Raw genomic sequence first — 17,227 nt, 5'->3', positions numbered from 1 at the left:
CCAACGAATGTCTCTACTTAGCGATTACGTCAAGAAAGAACAGCTCCTGAAGCAGCTTGAAGAAGAGCTGAAGCGAATGGAGGGTGATCAACGTCTGAAGTCCGAGCTCGAGTTCAAGGAGAAGCTCGAAGCTCTGATGGCGGAGTATGGCAAGACGACGCGTGACGTCATCGAATTGTTGAACCCGAAATCTGACAACGCTCAGCCCGCGGCTGCGCAAACCGGATCGACCGGTAGCCGCCGCAAGCGCAAGCTCAAGATTTACAAGAACCCCAACACCGGGGAGGTCGTCGAAACGCGCGGCGGCAATCACAAGACCTTGAAGGCTTGGAAAGACGAACACGGTAGCGATGCCGTCGAGTCCTGGGTCGTCAGAACGGAAGACTAAGCGCCTTTTTCTTCTTCATGCGCTTGGCCAAAAAACAGAACCCTCCGCCGAGATACAACGGCGGAGGGTTTCGTATTTAGCGGCTCTCGAACCGCAAGCGAATCTCAAGCCTTGGAGCTGATACCGCCAAAACCGCTGTGACGAGACTCGCCCTTGGGTCCGTAGACGCTGCCCCCGATGGCGCGGTTCAGAAAATCGATGGCCTGTTGATTGTGCTCCAGCCGCGTGGAGATGATGTGGCCATTGAGGCGATTGGTCCGACGGACCTGCTCTGCCAGTTCTCGAATCCGCTGCCAGGTTTCATGCTTGTCCAGTGACAGGGCAAACTGCTCCGCGCCCCGACTTCCCATGCCGAATCCTTGCGATTGCTGATGCTCTCGCCGGAGACTCTCGATCCGGTCGAGGTCATTCAGCTGCTGTTGCTTGAGCGTGGCCAATTCACCGAGACGCTCTCCATCGGCCCTGCCGGCACCGAGACAGCTGGCCTCCGCATCGAGTGTTTCCGCGAGCGCTTGCAACAGGGTCTGTTGTTCGGCAATCAATTCAGCTGGCGTCATGCAGAATTCCTGAAACTGGACCTGAAGTCAGGGATTATTCACCCAACATATTGCGAACGCTCTGGACCAGACCGTCCGCGATCTTGCTGGTATCGAGTTCGAGCCGGCCTTCGGAGATCGCCTGGCGGATATCGTTGACACGGGCAGTATCGATATCTCCGCTCTCGTCGCCCCTCGGGATCTGGCTCAACGTTGTCCTGGAGCCGGCCGTCGTCTTGGCGGCTCCCAGCGACTCCGCGCTTTTGCGCTGCTCGGCGGCCTCGTTCTGGGGCGGGCGAGTCAGCGGTTGCGTTTGATCGATTTTCAAGGTCATTACCTCATGGCTGGATGCACAATCACGTACTTGCTTACGTTATCGGCAAGGCCAGCGGAAGCTGAACGAAATTCGAACAGAGATTTGTTAAAAAAATTATCTGGACGGCTCACAGGTCGACGCGCAGCCGATCCTGTCCCGTCACTCTTCCCTGTAGAATCTGATCATCCTCCGTCTTGAGGCGAATGGTGCTGCCTAATTCACCGTTATCCAGCGCCTCGACGCTGCGACTGATGCGAAACCCCTGGCCCACGGCGGTCAGTACGACCGTATCACCGCGTTTCACCATCCACGGCTTTCTGATCATGTTGTCGGTCAGCGTTGCTCCGGTCGGGATGCGTCGCGTGGCAACCCTGCCGACCGCCTGGTCGAGATCATCGAGGTAGCCGCGGCGCAGGCGGGAAATATCCGCCTCCTGCCAATCCAGCATCGTCGCATCGATCCGTTGACCGGGATCAATCGGCTGGAGTGCGACCAGGTGGCGAACTATCGCCGAAACCGTGGCCTGCAGATAGCGCGTCCGGCTGCCGTCGCTGCCGCAATGAACGCCTACCGTAACCCGGCCTTGAGGCACGCCGGGGCGCGGCAGAAACGGCTGCGGTGTCGAGCAGTCGCCGAGGTCGACACCGCTTTCCCGAATATCGATCGTCACCTGGTCGCCGAGAGGGGCAGTGCGCTCCTTGAGGAACTGCCGCACGCTGGCGACGACGGCCTCGGAGGATTCACCCGCCGGTTCCGCGCGGGCGATCGAAGGAAGCGGCAGCAACGATAGCGCGAAAAGCAGCGCCATCAGCGTGGCGGCGCCGGCTCGGAGCACGAGCCGTCGAGACGGTCGATGTTTCAACCGGGTACGCGGGAACGCTTCTGTCGGATCGGCACGCATATCACGGGTCTCGGGCTGTTCGCGGATCTCGTGGGGCTGTTCTCGGGGCTGGGTCCATGTCACGGATCCAGGTCACGGATCCAGGACCAAGCGCGTCCCGGCACAGCGTGTCGGTGGACGCAATCCCCCACGTTGGAAAACGATTGTAGGCGTGCCCGTCATCGAGCATTGATGAAAATGGCGCGCAATTGACGGTCTGTTTACGGGTTTGAATCGCGCCGCCCGCCGCTATTCTCCATCCTGTCAATTTTCCAGCGAACGCCATCCGAGGTGCACGGCATGTTCGACAAGTTGGATAACGCGCTGCGCTTCCAGCAGGAGGCCATCAATCTGCGCGCAGAGCGTCAGCAGGTACTGGCCAACAACATCGCCAATGCCGATACGCCCAATTTCAAAGCGCGGGATTTCGATTTTCGCGCGGAACTGGATCGGGTCATGGAGCAGGGGCGCAGCGAGGGCTCCGGTGGGCTGTCGCTGGCGCGGACGTCCGCACGGCATATTCCGGGGCAGGCATCCGGCGGGGCGGGCGTTCAGGATCTGCTCTACCGCATTCCCGATCAGCCGAGCCTCGATGGCAACACGGTCGATATGGATCGGGAGCGCTCGGCCTTTGCCGACAACTCGCTCCGCTATCAGGCGGACGTCACTTTCGTCAGCCGCAAGATCCAGGGGCTGAAGAAAGCCATGCAGCCGGAGTAACACGATGTCCATGTTCAGTGTATTCGATATTTCCGGTTCGGCGCTGTCGGCCAATTCACAGCGCATGAACGTCACCGCGAGCAACCTCGCCAATGCCGATAGCGTCGCCGGGCCGGACGGAGAGCCCTACCACGCCAGGCAGGTCATGTTCCAGGCGCTGAGCCAGCAGGGCGGCGGCACGGGCGGCGTTCGCGTTACCGGCGTGGTCGAGGACGACGTCACGCCGATGCGCATGGAGTACCGTCCCGGCCATCCGCTGGCCGACGATCAGGGCTACGTGCAGATGCCCAATGTCGACCCGGTCAACGAGATGGTCGACATGATCGCAGCCTCCCGCTCTTACCAAGCCAACGTCGAGGTCATGAATACCGCCAAGACGCTGATGACCAAAACTCTCACCATCGGCGAAGGCTGATCGGTGTCGGGCCACATCAAGGAGATGTCATGTCCAGTCCGGTGATCGGTAGCAGTACGTTAGCCAATATCAATGACACGGCCGCCAGCAGCGCCACCACGGGAATGGAGTCCGGCAGCGAGCTCAACGATCGCTTCATGACGCTGCTGGTCACCCAGTTGAAGAATCAGGATCCGACCAGTCCGATGGAAAACTCGGACATGACCGCGCAACTGGCGCAGATCAGTACCGTCAGTGGTATCGAAGAGCTCAACGACAGCCTTACCAGAATCAACGACCAGATCGACGCAGGGCAGGCGCTGCAGGCGACGGCGTTGATCGGCCAGGGCGTGATGGTGCCGGGCAACGAGATCCTGGTGGGGTCGACCGGTGACACGGGAGGCGTGGTCGCGACGCCGATCGGCGTGAATCTGGATAGCGCCGTCGAGGATCTGCAGATCGATATTCGCGGCCCCAGCGGCGAGATCATCGACAGCTTGTCCACCGGTCCGCTCGAGGCCGGCGTGCACAGCTTCAACTGGGATGGCGAGTTGGCTGACGGCTCCAGCGCCTCCACCGACAGTATCTATACCGCCTCCCTGACAGCGACGGTGGGAGACGAGACATACGCACCGGCAGCCCTGAATTACGCCCTGGTCAATGGCGTGATCCAGGGTGCCAGTGGACCGCAACTAGACTTGGGACCTGCTCGGGATCCCGTGGCGCTCTCGGAAGTGCGTCAGATTCTCTGAGCAAAGCATTGACGACACGAAACCGCTTGAGCGTACGCAACCGATAAACGTAGGGGATGAATCATGGGCTTTTCACAGGCATTGAGCGGCGTCAACGCCGCTTCCCAGCAGTTGGATGTCATCGGCAACAACATTTCCAACTCGCAGACCAAAGGCTTCAAGAGCGGGTCGGTCCAGTTCTCCGACGTCTTCGCCAACAGCGCCGTCGGTCTGGGTACCCGGGTTTCCGGCATTCTGCAGGACTTCAGCAGCGGCAGCCTGGAAGCCACCGGGCGCAATCTGGATATCGCCATCGCCGGTGACGGCTTCCTGCGCTTCCAGCAGGAAGGCCAGGTGGGCTACTCGCGTAATGGCCAGTTGACGATGACCGCGGACGGCTACCTGGAAAATGCCCAGGGCGCGCGGCTGATGGGTTACGGGCTGGCAGACGCCACCGACGTCAACTCCGGCGTCGTTACCGGCGGCCAGCCGGGCGTGCTCAACATCCCGGCGGCCGACATGCCGGCCAGCGCGACGGGCGCCACCGGCACCGGTATCGAGGTTCTGCTCAATCTGGATTCCGCCACGGTCGCTGACGATACCTCGACGGCAACGCTCTACAATGACCTGACTGCGAAGAATGCCGAGAATACGGCGCAGCAAACCGGCGTTGCCTACAACTACTCCACCAGCTTCACCGTCTACGATTCCCAGGGCGCGCAGCATAATGCGACGCTCTATTTCCAGAAGACCGGCGAAAATACCTGGGATGCACGCACGGCGCTTGACGGTGTTTTGACATCGACGACCCCGGCGTTGCAACTGGTGTTCGACACTTCCGGCAAGTGGTCGCAGATTACCGGTGCAGATGGTACTACCGCGAATGCCACGGATAATCCGGTCACCTGGCCCGATTTGACGTTTACTGCTGCTGACGATGGATCTGGACAGTTGGGCGGTGGCGTCGAGACGATCACGACTACTTTCAACATGGCGGGCAGCACGCAGTTCGCCGGTGACTCCACTGTCAAGAGCCTGGCGCAGGATGGCTATGCCGCCGGCGCACTGGTCGGCATCAGCTTCGCTGACGACGGCACCATCGTCGGTAATTATGCCAACGAGAAGACCGTCGATCTGGGCCAGATTGCCCTGGCCACCTTCCGTAACCCCGAGGGTTTGACGCCTTCCGGCGACAACCTGTTCGCGGCGACGGCGGCTTCCGGTAACGAACTGCTGGGCATTGCAGGTACCGGCACGCTGGGCTCGATCGAGTCCGAAACGTTGGAGGCCTCCAACGTCGATCTGACGCAGGAGCTGGTCAACCTGATCATTGCGCAGCGCAACTATCAGGCCAACACCAACTCGATCCGTACCCAGTCCGAAGTCATGGACCAGATCGCGCAGCTGCGCTGATAGTTCTGTCGCCAACAGCAGTGGCGTTGCCGGTCGCGAGTCGGCCGGCAACGATCCCGCTTCGATAGGCCGGGTTCGATAGATACGATTTCGGCAAGCACTGTTTCGATAGCCACGGTTTCGAAAGGCGCCGATATGAAAGGCGCCGATATGAAAGGTGCCGATATGAAAGGCATAGGGCATGGATAGAATTCTCTACACCGCCGGCGGTGGCGCGAGCCAGACGATGGCGCAGCAATCGGTGGTCAACAACAATCTGGCCAACGTCAGCACGCCCGGGTTTCGCGGCGAGCTGATGGCGTTTCGTGCCGTGCCGGTGGAAGGCGAGGCGCGCCTGCCGACCCGCGTTGCCTCAATGATGACGACGCCGGGCGCCGATTTCACGCCGGGCACCATCAGTACCACCGGGCGCAGTCTCGATGTGGCGCTGCAGGGCGACGATACCTGGCTGGCGGTGCAGTCGCCGAACGGCGGCGAAGCCTACACCCGCCGTGGCGACCTCCAGGTCGATTCCACCGGCCTGCTGACATCGCTCGGCAATCCGGTGCTCTCCGACAACGGCCAGGCCATCGTCGTACCGTTGGGGGGCGACGTGACGATCGCGCCGGACGGTTCGATCAGCGTGCTCGAGCCGGGCCAGAACCCGGATGCGATCGCGCCGTTGGCGCGTCTCAAGATGGTCGCGCCGGGGAACGACAATCTGGTGCGTGGCGAAGACGGCCTGTTTCGGATGCCACCGGCCCAGGGGCAGGACGTGGCGGCGCCGATCCCGGCCGACGATACCCTGCGGCTGATCCCGGGGGCGCTCGAAGGCAGCAATGTCACCGCCACCGACGCCATGATTTCGATGATCGACAGCGCTCGACGTTACGACATGCATATGAAGGTGATCGAAAGCGCGGACGAGAACGAACAACGCGCCAACAGCCTGCTTTCTCTGACCAGTTGAGCCTGACCAGTTGACCCTGACCAGCTGAGGCTGGCCGCTGGCTGGCTTACCGACAATGAGGTTTTGTCATGATCAAGTCTTTATGGACGGCCAAGACCGGCCTGGAATCGCAGCAGGTCAAGCTGGATGTGATTTCCAACAACCTGGCCAACGTCTCGACCAACGGTTTCAAGCGGTCTCGCGCCGTCTTCGAAGATCTGCTGTACCAGAACGTGCGTCAGCCCGGTGCCCAGTCTTCGGTGGTCGATACGCTGCCATCCGGCATGCAGGTCGGTACGGGCGTGCGTCCGGTCGCCACCGAGCGGCTGCACACCCAGGGCGGTCTGCAGAATACCGAGAACTCCCGCGATCTCGCGATCAACGGCAAGGGCTTCTTTGCCGTGCAGATGCCGGACGGCACCACGGGCTACACCCGTGACGGCAGCTTTCAGGTCAACGAGAACGGCCAGCTGGTGACCGCCGGCGGTTATCCGGTCGATCCGCCGATCGTGATCCCGCAGAACGCGCTGTCGATCACCGTCAGTCAGGATGGCGTAGTTTCCGTGACGCAGCCGGGGACGACCCAGAGCAACGAGGTAGGGCAGATCATGCTCTCCACGTTCATCAACCCGACGGGGCTGCAGAGCATCGGCCAGAACCTGTACCTGGAAACCGACGCTTCCGGTCCGCGTAACGATCTCAACCCCGGGCTGGATGGCGCTGGCGTGCTCTATCAGGGGTACGTCGAGACCTCCAACGTCAACGTGGTGGAAGAGATGGTCAGCATGATCGAGACGCAGCGCGCCTACGAGATCAACAGCAAGGCCGTCGAAACATCCGATCAGATGCTCCAGCGTCTGACACAGCTATAAACCGGGGAAGGCGCGTGTTGCTGACCGCAGAATTGGCCACGGTGTGGCGCAGGGTGTTGATGCTGACCGGCCTCTGTCTGGTGCTGATCGTGGCCGGCTGTGCCCAGATTCCGCGCCATTCCGTGGTCGAGAATTCGTCCCCGGTAGAGATCCCTTCGACACCGCCGACGCAGGCCAACGGCTCGATCTATCAGGCGCGCTTCGGCTTCCAGCCACTGTTCGAGGACCGTCGTCCGCGTCAGATCGGGGACATCATCACCATCGTGCTCGACGAGCAGGTCAGTGCCAGCAAGAGCTCGGCGGCGAATGCGTCACGAGACGGTTCGGCGACTTTCACGCCGACGCTCGTGCCGGACGCTCTCGATACCCTGACCGACTATGGCATGGACCTCGAAGGCGAGAACATCTTCAACGGTTCGGGGGGCGCCAATGCCAACAACACCTTCACCGGGACGATCACCGTGACCGTCTATGATCTGCTGGCCAACGGCAACCTGAAGGTTCGCGGGGAAAAGCAGATCGCGATCAACCAGGGCACCGAATACATTCGGTTCTCCGGCGTGGTCAATCCACGCGCGATCAGCGGTTCCAATACCGTGCAGTCGACGCAGGTCGCCGATGCCCGTATCGAATATGTCGGTGACGGCTATATCAACGAAGCGCAGACCATGGGTTGGCTGCAGCGCTTCTTCCTCAACATTTCGCCGTTCTGATGCCTATGTCCGCTCCGCTTCGTTCATTCCGATCGCGTCGCTCGCCGCTGGCCAGAGCGCTTCTGTTCCTGGCGATCCTGCTGTTCAGCCTGGGCGCTCAGGCGCAGCGCATTCAGGATCTGGCCAATTTTGCCGGCGTACGCGACAACCAGTTGGTCGGCTATGGTCTGGTGGTCGGTCTCGACGGCACAGGCGACCAGACCACTCAGGCGCCGTTCACGGGGCAGAGCATCACTAACCTGCTGTCGCAGCTGGGCGTCACGGTGCCTGCAGGCACCAACATGCAGCTGCGAAACGTGGCGGCGGTCATGGTGACGGCCAGGTTGCCGCCGTTCTCTCGCCAGGGGCAGGAGATCGATGTCACTGTCTCGTCGATGGGCAACGCCGATAGCCTGCGCGGCGGCACGCTGCTGATGACGCCGCTGAAGGGGGCGGACGGTCGCGTCTACGCGCTGGCTCAGGGCAACGTCTACGTCGGCGGCGCCGGGGCGGAAGCGGCGGGCAGCAGTGTCTCCGTCAACCATCTGGCCGCCGGCCGTATACCGGGGGGCGGCCTCGTCGAGCAGGAAGTGCCGATGCGACTGGGCGACGCCAGTGGCACGCTGAACCTGTTCCTCAAGAATGCCGATTTCGAGAACGCGCGACGTATGGTCGTGGCGATCAACCAGGAGTTCGGCGCGCCGGTCGCTGCCGCGCTCGACGGGCGTACGGTGCAGTTGAAGCTGCCGGCCAACGATAATGATCGCGTTACCTTTCTGGCTCGCGTGCAGGGGGTGAACGTCACCACCGAGCGTGGCCCGGCCAAGGTGATCGTCAATGCGCGTACCGGCTCGGTGGTGCTGTCGGACACCGTCACGCTCAATCGTGCCGCGGTGGCCCACGGCAACCTGTCGATCGTCATCGATTCCAATCCGCAGGTCAGTCAGCCCAATGCGCTGGCTGGTGGCAACACGACGGTCGTTCCCAACGCCGATATCACCGTACAGCAGGAGGGCGGTGCGCTGCAGATGGTTGAGACCAGTGCCGATCTGATGGATGTGGTCAACGCGCTGAACGCACTGGGCGCTTCTCCCCAGGATCTGATGTCGATTCTCCAGGCGTTGAAGTCTGCGGGATCGCTCAACGCCGAACTGGATATCATCTGATGGCGATCACCAACGATCTTTCGGGGCAGTTTGCGCTCGACGTCCAGAGCGTGCAGAAGCTCAAGTACAGTGCGGCCAACTCGCCGCAGGGGAGTCTCAGGGAGGCATCGCGCCAGTTCGAGGCCGTGTTTCTGCAGATGATGCTCAAGAGCATGCGCGATGCCAGCCCCCAGTCCGGCCTACTACAGAGCAATCAGATGGACATGATGCGCTCGATGCAGGATCAGCAGTGGGCGCAGCAGCTGGCGGGCAAAGGGTTGGGGCTTGCCGATCAGCTGGTCGCGCAGCTCGAGGGTAGCGGCTTGCCGGGCACCTCGGCACTGCCCGCCGCCTCGGGCGCTACGGGCGACGATGCCTCAGCCCTGATCGCCGGCATTCCGCGGGGTACGCCACGGCTGTTGCATGGTGGCCTTCGCACGCCGGGATTTGCGCCGGATCTGCCACGACATGAGATCGCCGGCGCCAGCGCTGCCACGGCCAACGGCTCGTCATCGACATCGTCATCGACATCGGCATTGATGGCAGACGAGGCCGACGATCGTCCGGCGCACGTTCGCGCCTTCCTCGACAGTCTGGCAGGGTCGGCCAAGCAGGCGGAACAGTCCTCGGGCGTGCCGGCCGAGCTGATTCTGGCCCAGGCTGCGCTCGAAACCGGCTGGGGTCAACGGGAAATTCCCACGGCCAGCGGCGGCAACAGCCACAATCTCTTTGGCATCAAGGCCGGCCAGTCCTGGCAGGGCGACACCACGAATATTACCACTACCGAGTATGTCGACGGACGACCGGTCAAGATGGTCGATCGCTTCCGCGTCTATGACTCCTATACCGACGCCTTCAACGATTACGCCAAATTGATCGGCGACAACCCTCGCTACCAGGGGGTCGTGGCGGCTTCGACACCCGACCAGGCGGCTCAGGCGTTGCAGCAGGGCGGTTACGCCACGGATCCACGCTATGCCGAGAAGCTTCGCGGCATCATGGCGCAGTTGGGCTCGCTCGAATCCTCGGCGGGTCGCGATCTGCTGGCGGCAGCGAATAATGCCGGCAACTCGTTCGGCCCTGACGACCTGCCCACGGCGATTTTCTGATCGGCGGTAACAATTGGTTGCGAAATCGCTGCCTGAAGGGGTCAAGAAGCGGCTCTCGCGGCCGATAGAAATCATAACCTTGCACGGACATCGCCAGCATCGTCATGGCGTTTCACGGGATAGCGATATGAGCCTGTTTTCGATTGGCCTTAGCGGTTTGAGCGCGGCGCAGAATGCGTTGTCGACGACCAGCAACAACATCAGCAACGTCTACACCGATGGCTATAGCCGACAGTTGACGCTGTTGGGACAGAACAGCAGCGGCGAGGGTGGCGGGTCCGGCGTCAGCGTCGACGGCATCCAGCGCCAGTACAACAGCTATATCAGTTCGCAGCTCAATCAGGTCAATACCCGCGAGTCGGCCCTGGAAACCTACCAGAGCCAAGTCAATCAGATCGATGACCTGCTGGCGGACAGCGATTCCGGCTTGACCACGCTGATGCAGAATTTCTTCTCCAGCCTCGAGGATCTGACCGGTGCGCCCTCGGACGCAGCGGCGCGCGAAGGGGTATTGGGCAGCGCTCGCAGCATGGTCGCACAGTTCCGTGCTTACGATGGCTATCTCAGCGACATGCGTGAAGGCATCAACGGCCAGATCGGTGACGTGGTCACCCAGGTCAACGATCTCAGCAACCAGATTGCCGATCTCAACAAGCAGGTGACGCTGGCCCGTGCCAGAAGCGGCGAAGAGCCCAACGCGCTGCTGGACCAGCGCGACAAGCTGGTCAGCGATCTCGGTGAGCTGGTGGACGTCAACGTGCAGGTCCAGGATGGTTCGACCTACCAGGTATCGCTATCCAACGGCACGCCGCTGGTCGCCGGCAACAAGTCCTTCGATCTCGTCGCCGTCAAGAGCGATGAAGATCCTTCCAATATCACGATCGCCTACGAAGATGGCGCCGGCTCGCGTTCGCCGCTCAAGGAGTCCGTCATTCAAGGCGGTGAATTGGGTGGGCTGATGAGCTTTCGCAGCGAAACCCTCGACAGCGTCCAGAACCAGATCGGTCAGTTGGCGGTGACACTGGCAAATAAATTCAATGACCAGCATGAGGCTGGCGTGGATGTCAACGGTGATCCCGGCGTGGCGTTTTTCGAGATTGGTAGCCCGACCGTCATTGGCAGTGCCAATAACGCAGGCAGTGGTTCGATGATTGCCGAGTATGGCGACATCAGCCAGTTGACGGCTGACGACTATCAGCTGACCTATCAGGCGGATGGCTCCCTCGAGGTCGAGAACCTGAGCAGCGGCGAGAAGCTCGAGGATGTCTCTCCGGATGCTGATGGCAATCTGTCCTTCGGCGGGGTGACGCTGACTCCCGGTACCCCGCCCCCGGTTGAAGGCGACGTCTTCACGCTACAGCCGACTCGCAATGCGGCCGCCGGGTTCGATCTGGCACCGATCGATGCTAGCCAGATCGCTGCGGCTGGTACCGAGAACAGCGGCACGGGTAATAATACCAACGCCCTGGAATTACTCGACCTGCAGAATAAGACGCTGGTTGGTGGCGTCGCGACCTTCAGTGGCGGCTACGCGTCGCTGGTCAGCGATGTCGGCAACCGGGCGGCGATTACCGATGCCAACCTCACGACCCAGCAAGGGTTGAGCGATCAGCTTTACGCCTACCAGCAGGCCGATTCAGGCGTGAACCTGGACGAAGAGTACGCCAACCTGATGCGGTATCAGCAGTACTACTCTGCCAATGCCAAGGTCATCGAAGCCGGTTCGACCATCCTGGATACGATTTTGGGGCTGCGCGCTTGAGAGCTGTCGAAGCGCCGTTTTTGAATAATCATTGAGTGCGCCTGATCGGGCGCCGTCGAGGAGAGAGCCGTGCGTGTCAGCACCGTGATGATGTTCGAGCGCAGTGTCAGCTCGATGAACCGCCAGCAGGGCGCTTTCATGGAAGTTGGCGAGCAGATCGCTTCCGGCAAGCGTGTGGTGCGTCCTTCCGATGACCCACAGGCTGCATCGCGGGCGGTCGGAGTATCGCAATCGTTGGCCACCAATGCCCAGCAGAGCGACAGCCGGGTAACGGTGCGCAATTCGCTGAGTCAGGCAGAGAGCGTTCTCGACAGTGTTTCTGACGCTTTGACCCGGGCCAAGGAGCTCATGATCCAGGCCGGCAATGGCACGCTGAGCGACGCCGATCGCCAGTCCCAGGCGTCGGAGCTGCGCGGCGTCTACGAGGCGCTGTTGGGGCAGGCCAACTCTACCGACGGTAACGGAAGTTATCTCTTCGGCGGTTACAAGGATAGTTCCGCGCCCTTCGGCAAGAATGACTCTGGTGCCGTGGAGTACGAGGGCTCCGACCAGGTTCGCCAGCAGAAGGTCGATTCGTCGCGAATGATGGAAGTGGGTAATACCGGGAAAGACGTCTTCCAGTCGGTGGCGGCAGGCGCGGGTTACTTGGCGAAGGCGGGTGACACCAACAGCGGAACGCTGACTTTCACCGGTCCTCAGGTGGCGGATACGACTGCCCCGGGTTATGGAGAAGGTTATACCGTTACCTTCGATACTACAGTAGAGCCAACGACTTATCAGGTAACCGACTCGACAACAGGTGATGAGGTCTCTAATGGTGATTACGCGGCAGGCCAGTCGATCGAGTTTGCCGGTATCAAGTTGACGCTTGAGGGTACACCGGAGCCGGGTGACGTGCTAGAAGTTGGACCAGCTGAGGATATGGATCCCGACGTTTTTGCGACGTTGGAGAACATGCTCTCTGCCCTCGAGAATCCTCTGGATTCCGAGGCCGACAAGGCGGCATTCGCCAATACGCTATCGACCTCCAGCCGGGAGCTGGATAACGCGCTGGACAACGTGCTGACCGTGCGCGCTTCCGTCGGTGCACGACTGAACGAACTGGACACGCTCGATACCGTGGGTAGCGATCGCAAGATCAGTTACACCCAGACCCAGAGCGATCTGATCGATCTGGATTACACCACCGCCATTTCGGACTATGTCCTGCGGCAGGTGGGGTTGCAGGCGTCGCAGAAGGCCTTCGTCGATTTGCAGGGGACTTCGTTGTTCGACTTGATGTGATGTTCGACCTGGCGCGACTTTCGACCTGACGCGGCGTCGGGTTTCAACCGCCAACGTATCGGGCCGTTAACGGCCCAGTTCGAAGTCAAAGGGGCGCATCCTGCAGGATGCGCCCCTTTTGTTTGGTTGAGCTGTCGATTGGCGAATTGGAGAGGGGCTCGGGTCGAGATCGATTCCCGTTGCGATGTCAGGTCAGGGCGTGCCGGCCATCTGTTCGATCATGCCCTGCATGAAACGAAGCTGCTGCTCGAACAGATCGCTCCAGAAGCCTCCCATATCCGGAATCAGTGCGGTAATCAGCACCAGGCCAGCGGTCAGTGTCATCGGGAAGCCCACCGAAAAGATCGAGAGCTGTGGCGATGCGCGATTGAGAATGCCCAGTGAGAGATTGATCAGCAGCAGCGCGGTGACGATGGGAATCGCCATCAGCAGGCCGGAGGAGAAGATGGTGCCGCCCCAGCGGGCCAGCGTCTCGGCGAAGGTGGCATCGATCGAGGTCGAACCGATGGGCAGCACCTCGAAGGTCCAGGCGAGAATTTCGATGGTGATCAGATGTCCGTCCATCGCCAGGAACATCAGCAGCGTCAAAAGCTCCAGCAGGCGTGACAGCACCATCGTATTGGTGCCGGCATCCGGCTGAAAGAAGGTCGCGAACCCGAGGCCCATCTGCATGCTGATGAACTCGCCGGCAGTCTGCACCACGGCGATCATGATCCGCAGCACCAGGCCCATGGCGATACCGATAAGGATCTGCTGAAGCATGATGCCGAAGCTTGCCAGCGAGAACAGAGGAATCGCCGGCATCGGTGGCAGGGCAGGCGCGATGGCCACAGCGATTGCGGCCCCAAGCAGCGCCTTTACCGGCGTTGGTACGCTCGGCAAGCTCCACAGCGGTGACGCCATGAAGAAGGCAAGAATGCGAACCGTGGGCCAGAAGAAGAGCCGTATCCAGCTCTCCCATTGCGCGGAGGTAATATCAATCATCGATCGCGCTGACGGGTCAGCTCACCATCTGGGGAATGTTCTGCAGCAGTTCCCGGGTGAAGTTGACCAGTAATTGAATCATCCAGGCGCCGGAGAGGATCAGCATGGCGAAGACGCCCAGGATCTTGGGAATGAACGTCAGCGTCATTTCGTTGATCTGGGTCGCCGCCTGGAAAAGACTGACCAGAAGGCCGACCAGTAGCGCGGTCAGCAGTAGCGGGGCGGCTATCATCAGGGTCACTTTCATACCCTGGTAGGCCATGCTCATTACCATTTCGGGAGACATTGCTTACCTCCATGCGGTCGCGAAGCGGGGGCTGACGACACGGTTCGTGTCTGTGCGACTCACGAGAAATAGAAACTTTGGGTCAGCGAGCCGATCAGAAGCTGCCAACCATCGACCAGCACGAAAAGCATCAGCTTGAACGGCAACGAGATCGTGGCCGGTGGCACCATTATCATCCCCAAAGCCATCAGTACGCTGGCGACGACCAGGTCGATGATCAGAAACGGGATGAAGATCGTGAAGCCGATCTGGAAGGCCGTCTTCAATTCACTGGTGACATAGGCTGGCACCAGGATACGCATCGGCACGTCTTCGGGACCCTGCATCTCGCCGACGTCGGCGATGCGGGCGAACATTGCCAGATCGGCCTGCCGGGTCTGGGCGAACATGAACTCGCGGAATGGCCGGCTGCCTCGCTCCAGCGCTTCCTCCATCGAAATTTCTTCGGCCGAGAACGGTTGCCAGGCTTCTTCATAGGCCCGGTCGAGTACCGGCGACATGACGAAATACGTCAGAAACAGCGCGAGCCCGAGCAGAACCTGCGTCGGCGGCGCCGAGGGCGTGCTCATGGCGGTACGCAACAGCCCCAGCACGATGATGATCCGGGTAAAGCAGGTCATCATCAGCAGCATCGCCGGCAGAAAGGCGAGCGAAGACAAAAAGAGCAGCGTCTGCAGGCTCAGCGACCAGCGCTGACCGCCGTCCGCCATCGGCTCGCTGACAATGCCGGGAATCGCCTGCGCCACCGCCCACTGGCTGGCCGTCAACGCCGCCAGGGCGCCCAACCCCACGACGACGCCACGCAATCTGGAATTAGCCGCAATAGCCACTAGTTGTCGACCCCGTTGTCCCGCCTGGGCTTTTGGCGCTTGAGCGAGTCACTCGCATTCTGTTTGAGGGCTTGACCCAGGCGACTGGCAAAGGAGCCGCTCAAGGGTGCCGACCCAGAGGCGACAGGCGTATTGGGGGGCGGGGTCATGCTGTCCAGCTTGGTTACCTGACCGCCACCGACGCCCAGAACCAGCCAGCGATCATCGACCTCGACGATGACCACGCGCTCGCGTTGCCCGACCGGCGTACTGGCCACGACACGCAGATGCTGCGTTCCGGCACGACGGTTAGGACCGATACGCTTCAGCAGCCAGGCGCAGGCCAGGATGATCGCCACGACGATCAGCAACGACATTGCCGTCTTGCCCATCATCAGAAGGCCGATGCTGTCGCCGCTGCCGGCCGTGGTCTGCGCCGCCTGCTGTAGCGTATCGTCGTTCATCGATTCAGTTTCTGGACGCGTTCGGACGGCGTGACGATCTCGGTGATGCGGATGCCGTATTTGTCATCCACGACGACGACTTCGCCCTGGGCGACGAGATAGCCGTTGATCATGATGTCCATCGGTTCACCGGCCAGTCCGTCCAGCTCCACGACCGAGCCCTGGGCCAGTTCGAGCAGTTGCTTGATGGTGATGCGCGTTCGGCCCAGCTCGACCGAGAGCTTGACCGGGATATCCATGACGACGGCCAGATCCCGAGCCTCGCGAGTGTTGCCGCTGCCTTGATCGAAGGACTGGAAAACGCCGGCTTCCGCCGATTGTGCCTCGCCGGAACCCGCCGTGGCGGTGGGCTTGGTCGCTTCCTCGATCGTTTCGGACTCGTCGGCTTCAGGCTCGACACCCTGTTCCGCCATGGCCGCTGCCCAAAGATCGTCGGCATCCTGGTTGTTGTCGCTGGCCGTATCGGAAGCTCCCTTCTGGGATCCCGGTTTTTGATCATCACTCATTGTCGAAGTCCTTCATGGCGGAGTACGTACCATGGTCAATAAGATGCTTCACCCGTAGCGCGCGTTGACCTTGCCGGGTCCCGTATTCACAGGCCATGACCGGTACACCGTCGACACGCACGTCGATGGCTTTGGGGAGATCGAAGGGGAGAATGTCGCCGACCTTCAGTGTCATCACGTCACCGATGGTCGAGGGTATCTCGGCAAAATCGGCGATCAATTCGACCTGGGTCTGCTTGATCTCGCCGGCCATGCGCGACTCCCACTGGGTATCGTCGCTGTCGAGCGTTCCGATCGGGCTGGACAGAATGTCCCGGATCGGTTCGATCATGGAAAAGGGAATGCAGATGTTGAAGTCGCTGGTCAGGTTGCCGACCTCGAGATGGAACGTACTGTTGACGACGATCTCGTTCGGCGAATTGGTGATGTTGGCGAAGCGCACCTGCATTTCGGAACGCATGTAATCGACGTCCACGGGATAGATCGATTTCCAGGCGTCGCTGTAACCCTCCAGCGCCAGCGACAATAGCCGCTGGATGATTCGCTGTTCGGTGGCGGTGAATTCGCGACCGTCGGATTTGGTCAAAAACCGGCCATCACCGCCGAACAGGTTGTCCACCACCATGAAGACCAGACCCGGCGGGAACACCAGCAGGGCGGTGCCCTTGAGCGGCTTGAGGCTGATCAGGTTCAGGTTGGTCGGTACCGGCAGGTTGCGCGCGAACTCGCTGTAGCTCTGGTAGCGCACGCCGGCGACCGTGATATCGGCGCTGCGTCGAATCAGGTTGAACAGGGCCACCCGGAAGAGACGCGCGAACCGCTCGTTGATGATATCCAGCGCCTGCAGACGCTCACGGATGACCCGGTGCTGGTTGGCCGGGTCGAACGGGCGCGCGTCGCGACGGTTACTCTCGGGCGCTTTGGCGGGCGCGTCGGTATCGCCGCTGACACCGTTGAGAAGGGCGTCGATCTCTTCCTGCGACAGCAAATCGTCTTGGGACATGATTG

General features: G+C 61.1%; 21 protein-coding genes. 12 read left to right on the top strand and 9 right to left on the bottom strand.

Features of this window, described 5'->3' with window-relative positions; all coding sequences use genetic code 11:
- The first annotated feature begins 7 nt into the window (after positions 1-7).
- Complete coding sequence (locus tag ACWHY3_RS09780) at positions 8-388, top strand: histone-like nucleoid-structuring protein, MvaT/MvaU family (RefSeq protein ID WP_087719466.1); 381 nt, start codon at positions 8-10, stop codon at positions 386-388.
- A gap of 104 nt (positions 389-492) precedes the next feature.
- Here ACWHY3_RS09780 and ACWHY3_RS09775 read toward each other — a convergent pair whose 3' ends face one another.
- The 3 genes from ACWHY3_RS09775 to flgA all read right to left on the bottom strand — a co-directional run bounded on the left by ACWHY3_RS09775 (position 493) and on the right by flgA (position 2,204).
- Entirely contained in the window at positions 493-945 is a 453-nt protein-coding gene (locus tag ACWHY3_RS09775; protein WP_448126423.1) for a flagella synthesis protein FlgN, read from the bottom strand.
- 34 nt (positions 946-979) lie between these two features.
- Positions 980-1,252: a flagellar biosynthesis anti-sigma factor FlgM gene (flgM, locus tag ACWHY3_RS09770; RefSeq protein ID WP_218777018.1), complete on the bottom strand. Its 273-nt coding sequence runs from the start codon at positions 1,250-1,252 to the stop codon at positions 980-982.
- 115 nt (positions 1,253-1,367) lie between these two features.
- Positions 1,368-2,204, bottom strand: coding sequence for a flagellar basal body P-ring formation chaperone FlgA (flgA, locus tag ACWHY3_RS09765; RefSeq protein ID WP_143543274.1), 837 nt, complete (start codon positions 2,202-2,204; stop codon positions 1,368-1,370).
- A gap of 216 nt (positions 2,205-2,420) precedes the next feature.
- Between flgA and flgB the strand changes: the two genes are divergently transcribed.
- From flgB to flgL, 11 genes are all read left to right on the top strand, one after another.
- Positions 2,421-2,840, top strand: coding sequence for a flagellar basal body rod protein FlgB (flgB, locus tag ACWHY3_RS09760; RefSeq protein WP_087719462.1), 420 nt, complete (start codon positions 2,421-2,423; stop codon positions 2,838-2,840).
- Positions 2,841-2,844: 4 nt separating this feature from the next.
- Positions 2,845-3,255, top strand: a complete 411-nt coding sequence (gene flgC, locus ACWHY3_RS09755) for a flagellar basal body rod protein FlgC (RefSeq protein ID WP_087719461.1) — start codon at positions 2,845-2,847, stop codon at positions 3,253-3,255.
- 29 nt (positions 3,256-3,284) lie between these two features.
- Positions 3,285-3,986, top strand: coding sequence for a flagellar hook assembly protein FlgD (locus ACWHY3_RS09750; protein ID WP_087719460.1), 702 nt, complete (start codon positions 3,285-3,287; stop codon positions 3,984-3,986).
- Positions 3,987-4,049: 63 nt separating this feature from the next.
- Positions 4,050-5,378, top strand: coding sequence for a flagellar hook protein FlgE (gene flgE / locus ACWHY3_RS09745; RefSeq protein WP_448126422.1), 1,329 nt, complete (start codon positions 4,050-4,052; stop codon positions 5,376-5,378).
- 181 nt (positions 5,379-5,559) lie between these two features.
- Positions 5,560-6,327: a flagellar basal body rod protein FlgF gene (locus ACWHY3_RS09740; protein WP_303854927.1), complete on the top strand. Its 768-nt coding sequence runs from the start codon at positions 5,560-5,562 to the stop codon at positions 6,325-6,327.
- A gap of 68 nt (positions 6,328-6,395) precedes the next feature.
- Positions 6,396-7,178 carry a flagellar basal-body rod protein FlgG gene (flgG, locus tag ACWHY3_RS09735; protein ID WP_448126421.1) on the top strand — a complete coding sequence of 261 codons (783 nt, stop codon included), beginning with the start codon at positions 6,396-6,398 and terminating at the stop codon, positions 7,176-7,178.
- Between the two features lie 59 nt (positions 7,179-7,237).
- A complete protein-coding gene (locus ACWHY3_RS09730) occupies positions 7,238-7,891 on the top strand; it encodes a flagellar basal body L-ring protein FlgH (protein WP_087719518.1) in 654 nt (217 codons plus the stop codon).
- A gap of 5 nt (positions 7,892-7,896) precedes the next feature.
- On the top strand, positions 7,897-9,036 hold the full coding sequence (locus tag ACWHY3_RS09725) for a flagellar basal body P-ring protein FlgI (protein ID WP_448126420.1): 1,140 nt from the start codon (positions 7,897-7,899) through the stop codon (positions 9,034-9,036).
- Positions 9,036-10,124, top strand: coding sequence for a flagellar assembly peptidoglycan hydrolase FlgJ (gene flgJ, locus ACWHY3_RS09720; RefSeq protein WP_448126419.1), 1,089 nt, complete (start codon positions 9,036-9,038; stop codon positions 10,122-10,124). The genes ACWHY3_RS09725 and flgJ overlap by 1 nt, the downstream gene beginning before the upstream one ends.
- Before the next feature lie 127 nt (positions 10,125-10,251).
- On the top strand, positions 10,252-11,886 hold the full coding sequence (gene flgK, locus ACWHY3_RS09715; RefSeq protein ID WP_448126418.1) for a flagellar hook-associated protein FlgK: 1,635 nt from the start codon (positions 10,252-10,254) through the stop codon (positions 11,884-11,886).
- A gap of 69 nt (positions 11,887-11,955) precedes the next feature.
- Positions 11,956-13,170: a flagellar hook-associated protein FlgL gene (flgL, locus tag ACWHY3_RS09710; protein WP_303856098.1), complete on the top strand. Its 1,215-nt coding sequence runs from the start codon at positions 11,956-11,958 to the stop codon at positions 13,168-13,170.
- Positions 13,171-13,362: 192 nt separating this feature from the next.
- On the opposite strand, the gene fliR is transcribed toward flgL, so the two are convergent.
- Genes fliR through fliM form a run of 6 tightly spaced genes read right to left on the bottom strand, consistent with a single transcriptional unit; the run spans position 13,363 to position 17,222 of the window.
- Positions 13,363-14,154: a flagellar biosynthetic protein FliR gene (gene fliR, locus ACWHY3_RS09705; protein ID WP_087719453.1), complete on the bottom strand. Its 792-nt coding sequence runs from the start codon at positions 14,152-14,154 to the stop codon at positions 13,363-13,365.
- 16 nt (positions 14,155-14,170) lie between these two features.
- The gene (gene fliQ, locus ACWHY3_RS09700) at positions 14,171-14,440 is read right to left on the bottom strand and encodes a flagellar biosynthesis protein FliQ (protein ID WP_087719452.1); all 270 of its coding nucleotides are present in this window, start codon (positions 14,438-14,440) and stop codon (positions 14,171-14,173) included.
- A gap of 59 nt (positions 14,441-14,499) precedes the next feature.
- Positions 14,500-15,231 carry a flagellar type III secretion system pore protein FliP gene (gene fliP / locus ACWHY3_RS09695; protein ID WP_373419416.1) on the bottom strand — a complete coding sequence of 244 codons (732 nt, stop codon included), beginning with the start codon at positions 15,229-15,231 and terminating at the stop codon, positions 14,500-14,502.
- Between the two features lie 38 nt (positions 15,232-15,269).
- Positions 15,270-15,713 carry a flagellar biosynthetic protein FliO gene (gene fliO, locus ACWHY3_RS09690; protein ID WP_071231252.1) on the bottom strand — a complete coding sequence of 148 codons (444 nt, stop codon included), beginning with the start codon at positions 15,711-15,713 and terminating at the stop codon, positions 15,270-15,272.
- Positions 15,710-16,219: a flagellar motor switch protein FliN gene (fliN, locus tag ACWHY3_RS09685; protein WP_448126417.1), complete on the bottom strand. Its 510-nt coding sequence runs from the start codon at positions 16,217-16,219 to the stop codon at positions 15,710-15,712. Before fliN ends, fliO begins: the two co-directional genes overlap by 4 nt.
- Positions 16,212-17,222 carry a flagellar motor switch protein FliM gene (gene fliM, locus ACWHY3_RS09680; RefSeq protein WP_087719451.1) on the bottom strand — a complete coding sequence of 337 codons (1,011 nt, stop codon included), beginning with the start codon at positions 17,220-17,222 and terminating at the stop codon, positions 16,212-16,214. The genes fliN and fliM overlap by 8 nt, the downstream gene beginning before the upstream one ends.
- Positions 17,223-17,227: the final 5 nt, after the last annotated feature.

It is taken from the genome of Salinicola sp. NYA28a, from assembly GCF_976982775.1.
The sequence above is the reverse complement of the archived record's forward strand: the minus strand, read 5'-3'. Positions and strand labels throughout refer to the sequence as shown.

Coding starts and splice junctions, on each gene's coding strand:
- ACWHY3_RS09780 (WP_087719466.1), top strand. CDS start 8: ATGTCTCTACTTAGCGATTACGTCAAGAAAGAACAGCTCCTGAAGCAG.
- ACWHY3_RS09775 (WP_448126423.1), bottom strand. CDS start 945: ATGACGCCAGCTGAATTGATTGCCGAACAACAGACCCTGTTGCAAGCG.
- flgB (WP_087719462.1), top strand. CDS start 2,421: ATGTTCGACAAGTTGGATAACGCGCTGCGCTTCCAGCAGGAGGCCATC.
- flgC (WP_087719461.1), top strand. CDS start 2,845: ATGTCCATGTTCAGTGTATTCGATATTTCCGGTTCGGCGCTGTCGGCC.
- ACWHY3_RS09750 (WP_087719460.1), top strand. CDS start 3,285: ATGTCCAGTCCGGTGATCGGTAGCAGTACGTTAGCCAATATCAATGAC.
- flgE (WP_448126422.1), top strand. CDS start 4,050: ATGGGCTTTTCACAGGCATTGAGCGGCGTCAACGCCGCTTCCCAGCAG.
- ACWHY3_RS09740 (WP_303854927.1), top strand. CDS start 5,560: ATGGATAGAATTCTCTACACCGCCGGCGGTGGCGCGAGCCAGACGATG.
- flgG (WP_448126421.1), top strand. CDS start 6,396: ATGATCAAGTCTTTATGGACGGCCAAGACCGGCCTGGAATCGCAGCAG.
- ACWHY3_RS09730 (WP_087719518.1), top strand. CDS start 7,238: ATGCTGACCGGCCTCTGTCTGGTGCTGATCGTGGCCGGCTGTGCCCAG.
- ACWHY3_RS09725 (WP_448126420.1), top strand. CDS start 7,897: ATGTCCGCTCCGCTTCGTTCATTCCGATCGCGTCGCTCGCCGCTGGCC.
- flgJ (WP_448126419.1), top strand. CDS start 9,036: ATGGCGATCACCAACGATCTTTCGGGGCAGTTTGCGCTCGACGTCCAG.
- flgK (WP_448126418.1), top strand. CDS start 10,252: ATGAGCCTGTTTTCGATTGGCCTTAGCGGTTTGAGCGCGGCGCAGAAT.
- fliR (WP_087719453.1), bottom strand. CDS start 14,154: ATGATTGATATTACCTCCGCGCAATGGGAGAGCTGGATACGGCTCTTC.
- fliQ (WP_087719452.1), bottom strand. CDS start 14,440: ATGTCTCCCGAAATGGTAATGAGCATGGCCTACCAGGGTATGAAAGTG.
- fliO (WP_071231252.1), bottom strand. CDS start 15,713: ATGAACGACGATACGCTACAGCAGGCGGCGCAGACCACGGCCGGCAGC.
- fliN (WP_448126417.1), bottom strand. CDS start 16,219: ATGAGTGATGATCAAAAACCGGGATCCCAGAAGGGAGCTTCCGATACG.
- fliM (WP_087719451.1), bottom strand. CDS start 17,222: ATGTCCCAAGACGATTTGCTGTCGCAGGAAGAGATCGACGCCCTTCTC.